This is a genomic window from Microcoleus sp. B13-B6 (assembly GCF_036705405.1).
Classification (GTDB): domain Bacteria; phylum Cyanobacteriota; class Cyanobacteriia; order Cyanobacteriales; family Microcoleaceae; genus Microcoleus.
Genome location: NZ_JAUBUJ010000022.1, coordinates 1 through 5,870, shown reverse-complemented (window position 1 = coordinate 5,870; position 5,870 = coordinate 1). Strand labels below are relative to the sequence as shown.

General features: G+C 44.8%; 4 protein-coding genes. 1 reads left to right on the top strand and 3 read right to left on the bottom strand.

The features are described from left to right. Positions 1-92 precede the first annotated feature (92 nt). Complete coding sequence (locus QUB35_RS12250) at positions 93-1,010, top strand: NAD(P)H-dependent glycerol-3-phosphate dehydrogenase (RefSeq protein ID WP_333142166.1); 918 nt, start codon at positions 93-95, stop codon at positions 1,008-1,010. Between the two features lie 830 nt (positions 1,011-1,840). On the opposite strand, the gene QUB35_RS12245 is transcribed toward QUB35_RS12250, so the two are convergent. The 3 genes from QUB35_RS12245 to QUB35_RS12235 form a co-directional block, all read right to left on the bottom strand. Continuing rightward, positions 1,841-2,101: a hypothetical protein gene (locus QUB35_RS12245; RefSeq protein WP_333142165.1), complete on the bottom strand. Its 261-nt coding sequence runs from the start codon at positions 2,099-2,101 to the stop codon at positions 1,841-1,843. A gap of 52 nt (positions 2,102-2,153) precedes the next feature. Beyond that, positions 2,154-2,459 carry a small RNA NsiR4-regulated ssr1528 family protein gene (locus tag QUB35_RS12240; protein WP_006635311.1) on the bottom strand — a complete coding sequence of 102 codons (306 nt, stop codon included), beginning with the start codon at positions 2,457-2,459 and terminating at the stop codon, positions 2,154-2,156. Positions 2,460-2,601: 142 nt separating this feature from the next. Further along, complete coding sequence (locus tag QUB35_RS12235; protein ID WP_333142164.1) at positions 2,602-5,733, bottom strand: SNF2-related protein; 3,132 nt, start codon at positions 5,731-5,733, stop codon at positions 2,602-2,604. Positions 5,734-5,870 lie beyond the last annotated feature (137 nt).

Here is a 5,870-nt window from a genome sequence, read left to right as displayed (position 1 = left end):
TGTTCCACAAAAACATTCAATCTTCTTGTGGAACGGGCTTCTAGCCCGTTCTTGAGAATGTTGCAGCATCTGAGTTCATCCAACTAAATTTTATGACAAGCTTGACAATATTAGGCGGAGGTGCTTGGGGTTCGGCACTGGCAAATCTGGGAGACAAAAAAGGATCTCGAGTTAATTTGTGGTCGCGCAGCAGTTCTGTTAATCTAGAATCAGTTATAACAGGTGCGGATGTTGTTATTTCGGCAGTTTCGATGAAAGGAGTTGGAGCAACTGTCGATCGCCTTTTGGCTTTACAGTTAAGTCCCAGTACAATTATAGTTACTGTCACCAAAGGTTTAGACCCCGCGACTACCCGCACTCCATCTCAAATTTGGCAAAATGCGTTTCCTAACAATTCAATAGTGGTACTTTCCGGCCCTAATCTTTCCGAGGAAATTCAGCAAGGATTGCCGGCTGCAACGGTAGCGGCGAGTTTGGATTTAGCGGCGGCCAAGCAAGTGCAAAATATTTACAGTTCTGATATTTTCCGGGTTTATGTGAATGAAGACCCGCTGGGGACTGAGTTAGGTGGAACTTTGAAAAATGTATTTGCGATCGCCGCTGGTGTTTGCGACGGTTTACAATTAGGAACTAATGCTAAATCTGCTTTGCTAACTCGCGCTTTGCCGGAAATGATTCGGGTGGGAGTTCGTTTGGGAGCTCGCGCAGAAACATTTTACGGTTTGTCGGGTTTGGGAGATTTGCTGGCTACTTGCAACAGTCCTTTATCGCGCAATTATCGGGTTGGTTTCGGATTGGCTGAAGGCAAATCATTAGAGCAAATTTTGCACGAATTGCAGAGTACGGCTGAGGGGGTCAATACTACTAATGTGTTGATTGATTTGGCTAATCAACGCGCCATTGAAGTGCCTGTTTCTCGTCAAGTTTATCGCTTATTAAATGGTGAAATTACTCCGGAACAAGCTGTTTTGTCGCTGATGGAACGAGCTTTGAAACCGGAGATTTTATAGCAGCAGGAAGAAGGAAGAAGGAAGAAGGAAGAAGGAAGAAAATCCATCGTTTCAGCCCTTAACAACGTCCTAACCGTCTTGGCGGTTGCTATATAACCTGTACCACTACATAGGTAAGGACTTAAGCAAAGCCTAAGTCCTTACCCGTAGCTGAAGTTTTAAGAAGTGGTTTCACGAGTTGCTAGTTATGAAGTGAAATACCTAACACTAACCTTGCGGTGAGCGTGTAGGCTTCGTGTCTCATTTGCCGTTGCTCTGTTAGGTATCCCATTACTGGGTATTCGTCACCTAAGACGATCCGAGTCTGACACAGCATCTCTGGCTTTTAGGCCTTTATCCCTTCGTAGGGAACCCACGCAGAAGCCCTGTTTCCCAAGGCAAAAAACTATTTTCGTATGACAAACTTGGTTTATATTTTACGGTAGGGCGTTACCTTGCCAACCAGCGGTCTGTCTTTTCCCCCTTTCTCTCGCAGTTATCCTTGGTAAGCATATTACTGCTACTGTGACCTGTTGTTTGCAGTCGAGTGGGCGGGTCGCAACCATTTATATCTTACACTATTAGACAACAAGAGCGGGAAACTTTCGATTATTTCTTAGACCTTGCTTGGCTTATATCCCAACGCTGAATTGAGTACAATTACAGCGTGGGACTTACGCCAATTGAGTTAAGAGTTGTAAGCGACATTGGTTGAGCGGTCAAATTGATGTTTTGAGCGCTCGGTAGAGAGAGTTTAAGGAATTGAAGATGAGTCGTGCATCCAAAACTCTTTAACTCATAGCTGCTACTTAACTCATAACTCATAACTTGCAGAGCGAGTTGTACCAGCTTTACATCTTGCCGTGCTGCATTACCTGTTGAAGGTGCTGGCGAATTTCCTGCGCGTGCTCCATGTCAGCTTGCTGCAATTTTTGAAACAGTTCAGCACAAGGCTGAGAACCTGTTTCTTGAGCATCTTTCATGTAAGTATCGTAGGCTTTCAAAGCTTCAGACTTGTTTTGCAAAACTGTTAACAAATCATACTCGAGGTTGCTGATGACGCTATTTCCGTTAGTGCTCATAAACTGACCTTCTGCTAGGATTTGTTCCAAGTTTCACCGATCCGGGGATGACTGTTCATCTATCTAGAAGCGTAGATAATTTTTACTTTCCGCCGTAATAAAACGCAACTTCTTTATCTTTCAGCGGTGCGAAGTCAGCAGCAACTAGCATTTTATCGAGCTCGTTTTGAGGCAGATGTTTGACACCGATCCGGACAATGCGCGATCGCATTGTATTTGACACGCCACTGCGCTGTCTCCCGGCTTCTAATCCCATCACTTGCTTGTAGAGGTCTAATTTTGCTTGCGGAATCGGAGTACCGTCAAAGTCGATTCCAGAGGCGATCGCAACATCGATCGCATCTGCACCAGTTGTAGATTGAGCCGCTGAGTTTGTTTCTGAAGACATTGTGCAAATTAAAGAAAAAGGACGATCGTCATTAAAAGTAGTTTAATCCTAAAAGTGCCACAGTTGAGCACCAAACTCTAGCACAGCTCAAAATAACGTAAACTCGTGAAACAAGCTAAACAGTCCGCCCGACTGTGTTCGATTAAGGACTGTTGGGCACAAGGGCGATCGCACTTAGCATTTCTTCAAACAACGGATTGCCAAAACTCATCAATTGCAGTGAAGCATTTTCCTCAAAGATATCCGGGTAAAATGTGATATAATAATCGCGACTTTTATAGTTAAGTTGCCAAGTGCGATTTTCCGAGCGATCGAAGATAGCGCCCATCTGCTTTAAAATCAAAGAATTGACAAACAAATTTTCGATAGTTTCAGGAAACAGAGAAGTCGGCTGCAGAGGTTGACGGATTTCTTGCAAGTCTGATTCTACATCCATCGCTACCATTTCATCGAGGGCCGGACCGCGAGGCGGCGCGTCTAAAAGGCGATCGAACTCTCCCAACAAAACGCCCTCTTCTTCGGGATCTGCACTCATGACAGCCTGTTCGATAAAAGTGGGAACTGTTGCGAGAATCGGTTGCAAATTGCCGACTACGGTTTGAAAAGCATCGATGCGATCGCGCAATTTCTTGTAAACCTTCGCCTCTACCGTTCCGTCATAGTAAAAATTGTGTATTCTGACGGTATCATAAATCTGCCCGATGCGATCGAGCCTGCCGATGCGTTGTTCGACTCGCATGGGATTCCAAGGCATATCGTAGTTGATTAAAACGCCGCAAGTTTGCAAATTTAGCCCTTCTGATGCGGATTCGGTACAAAGTAAAATTTTGATGATTCCTTCTCGGAATTTGGTTTTGATTTGTTCTTTCGGAAAAATTCGCCATTGGCCATTTTGATACAATTCTCCGCCGCGCCCGGAATAGCAAGCAATCTGAGCACCATATAATTGTTGTAAAGCGCTGCGGATATAATCCATTGTGTCGGTGTACTGCGTGAAGACGATCGCACTTTCGCGCTGGATTAGTTCTTGACGCAAAATGGTGATAAAATGCGAAAGCTTGCTATCTTCGCCTGTATTCTCAAATTGATAAAGTAAATCTTCTAAATATTTAATTTCTTCAGGATCGGCTGGTTCAAAATAAGATTCCATTCCTTCCAAAATCACATCATCGGCATCATCTAAATCCTGAAAATCATCCTCAGTAATGCTAATTCCTTCGAGGCGGCGCTGTAAGGATTCGCGAATCGCATAAAACGAACTTGTCAGGCGTTTGCGGTAAAGAGTCATCAAAAATCCTAACGCTTTGCGGTTGTCTTTTTGCGCTAGATTGTAAAAGTGCCGCACGTAATTGCTGACGGCGAGATAAAGCGGGACTTCGCGCTTATTTTCTAATGTAATCGCATTGTCTCTGACTGCGCGGTGGGGAATATCGCGATCCAACAATCCCCGCTGATAGTATTGGCGCAAGGTGTCGCGCGTGTGGCGGAACATCAAATCTTTGAGGGGAGTATTAACTGTCAAATATTGGCGGGAAGCGGCGATAAAATTCGTGTCTTCAGCAACTTGTTTTGGGTTGACTCGCTGGTTTTTTTCCCAGACATCGCGCAACTTATAATATAGTAGCCGATCGCTCTTTTGGAGATATTGCTGCAACCGAGCACAGGGCGAACCTCCTTGCTGGAAGTAATCTACAGACATCAGTTGCCAAAAATTCAAGGTTTGGCGATCGGGCTTTTCCGACAGCGTGCTAAAATAATTGCAGAAATACTCACCATAAGACCAATGTCCTTGGAGTCCGAGAAGGTGCAATAAATCGAAAACTTCGATCGCGTCAATCTGCATCGGCGTGGCGGATAATAATAACAGCGATCGGCTTTTTTCTTTCAATTGCTGCATTAACTGTAGTAAGCGATTGGGAGTTTCCTTGCGGTTTTGCGGGCTTTGGCGGCGGGCGTGATGCGCTTCATCCAGAATCACCAAATCCCACGGTTGCGCGTCTAAAAGCTGTTTTGTGCGATCGCTCCGACGGACTAAATGAGATGATGCTAAAATTAGATTTTGGGAATTCCAAATATTCTCTTCCCCTGACTGACTCCTCTCTCCATACGCATTTTTTAATTCACCTTTGCTATAACTCCAAAAGTGCAGATTAAATTTTTCGCGCAATTCTTCGTGCCATTGCGGCTGAATGCTGGCTGGTGCTAAAATTAACACGCGCTTAACTTTTTGGCTGACGAGTAAGTAACGCAGAATTAACCCAGTTTCGATGGTTTTTCCCAATCCGACTTCATCCGCAATTAGGAAACTTTTCGGAAAATTTGCCGCCACTCGGCGCAATATTTTAACTTGATGCGGCCAAGGTTTGATCGGAATTGATTTTAAACAATAATCGAGACAAGTTGGTGAAGCGTACAAGTTGATAAGCGGTTCAAATTTAGCATAATCTTGGGATAGTTCAGAATCGAGAATTAAGGAATCAGAATCCGCAATAATTCCTTTTTCTTCCTGACTCGTGACTTCTGATTCCTGACTCCTGAATTCTGACTCCCGATTCCAGACTGGTTTACTGTTGGGCGCGTAGTTTAGCAGCTTATTTTTCACAGCTTCCGGCACTTCAAAAACGCGCACATTCGGCGATAAATTGTTCCACAACTGTTCAAACCGAAAAATCTCTTCAGAAACTCGTTCTGCATCTCTGCCGCCTTCCCAAGCACAATAAACGTGGAAAGATTCAACGTTGCTTTCCCAACCGCTGAGAGATTCGTTATTGGAACCGCTAAAGGCTAATTGTGCGCCCTTGCTGTCTGTAAAAATGCCGACTTTTTCGTGAAAAATATGCTGGCGATCGAGTAAACTTTCAGTATCTATTGGTAAACCGTTAGATTTGAGGGGAACGGCAATTTTAATATCGAGATAACTGTTTTGAATCAGCCAACTGAGGATTTCAAAATGTTTGAGTTGGGCGAAGGTTTTGGGCGGCTGTAAATCGGTATCGAGGCGCATGGTAACTGCATCTCGGAGGGCGTAACCTTGTTGGATAGCTTGCAAGTCTTGCGGGCTGAATTGACAGCCCATGATTAACCGCATCCGCCCTTGATTGTGCAGCATCGCGCCCAATCCCTGCGCTACTTTACTGAGGATGGCGCTGTTGAAAAAGCCGGATTTGCGATCGTACTGTAGAGCACATTCTAGCGCGGGAATGTAGAAATCGGCGATCGGGTTATTTTCGTTGCTAGAATAGCTGATGCGCCAGGGATAATCTGTTAAATTCATGTTATTAGTTATTTGTTATGTCCCACAATCTTCGATCCCCCTAAATCCCCCTTAAGAAGCGGGCGGGCACGGGGGCACCGCCCCTACAGAATTAAACTCTTGTCCCCCCCTTCTTAAGGGGGGCTAGGGGGGATCTC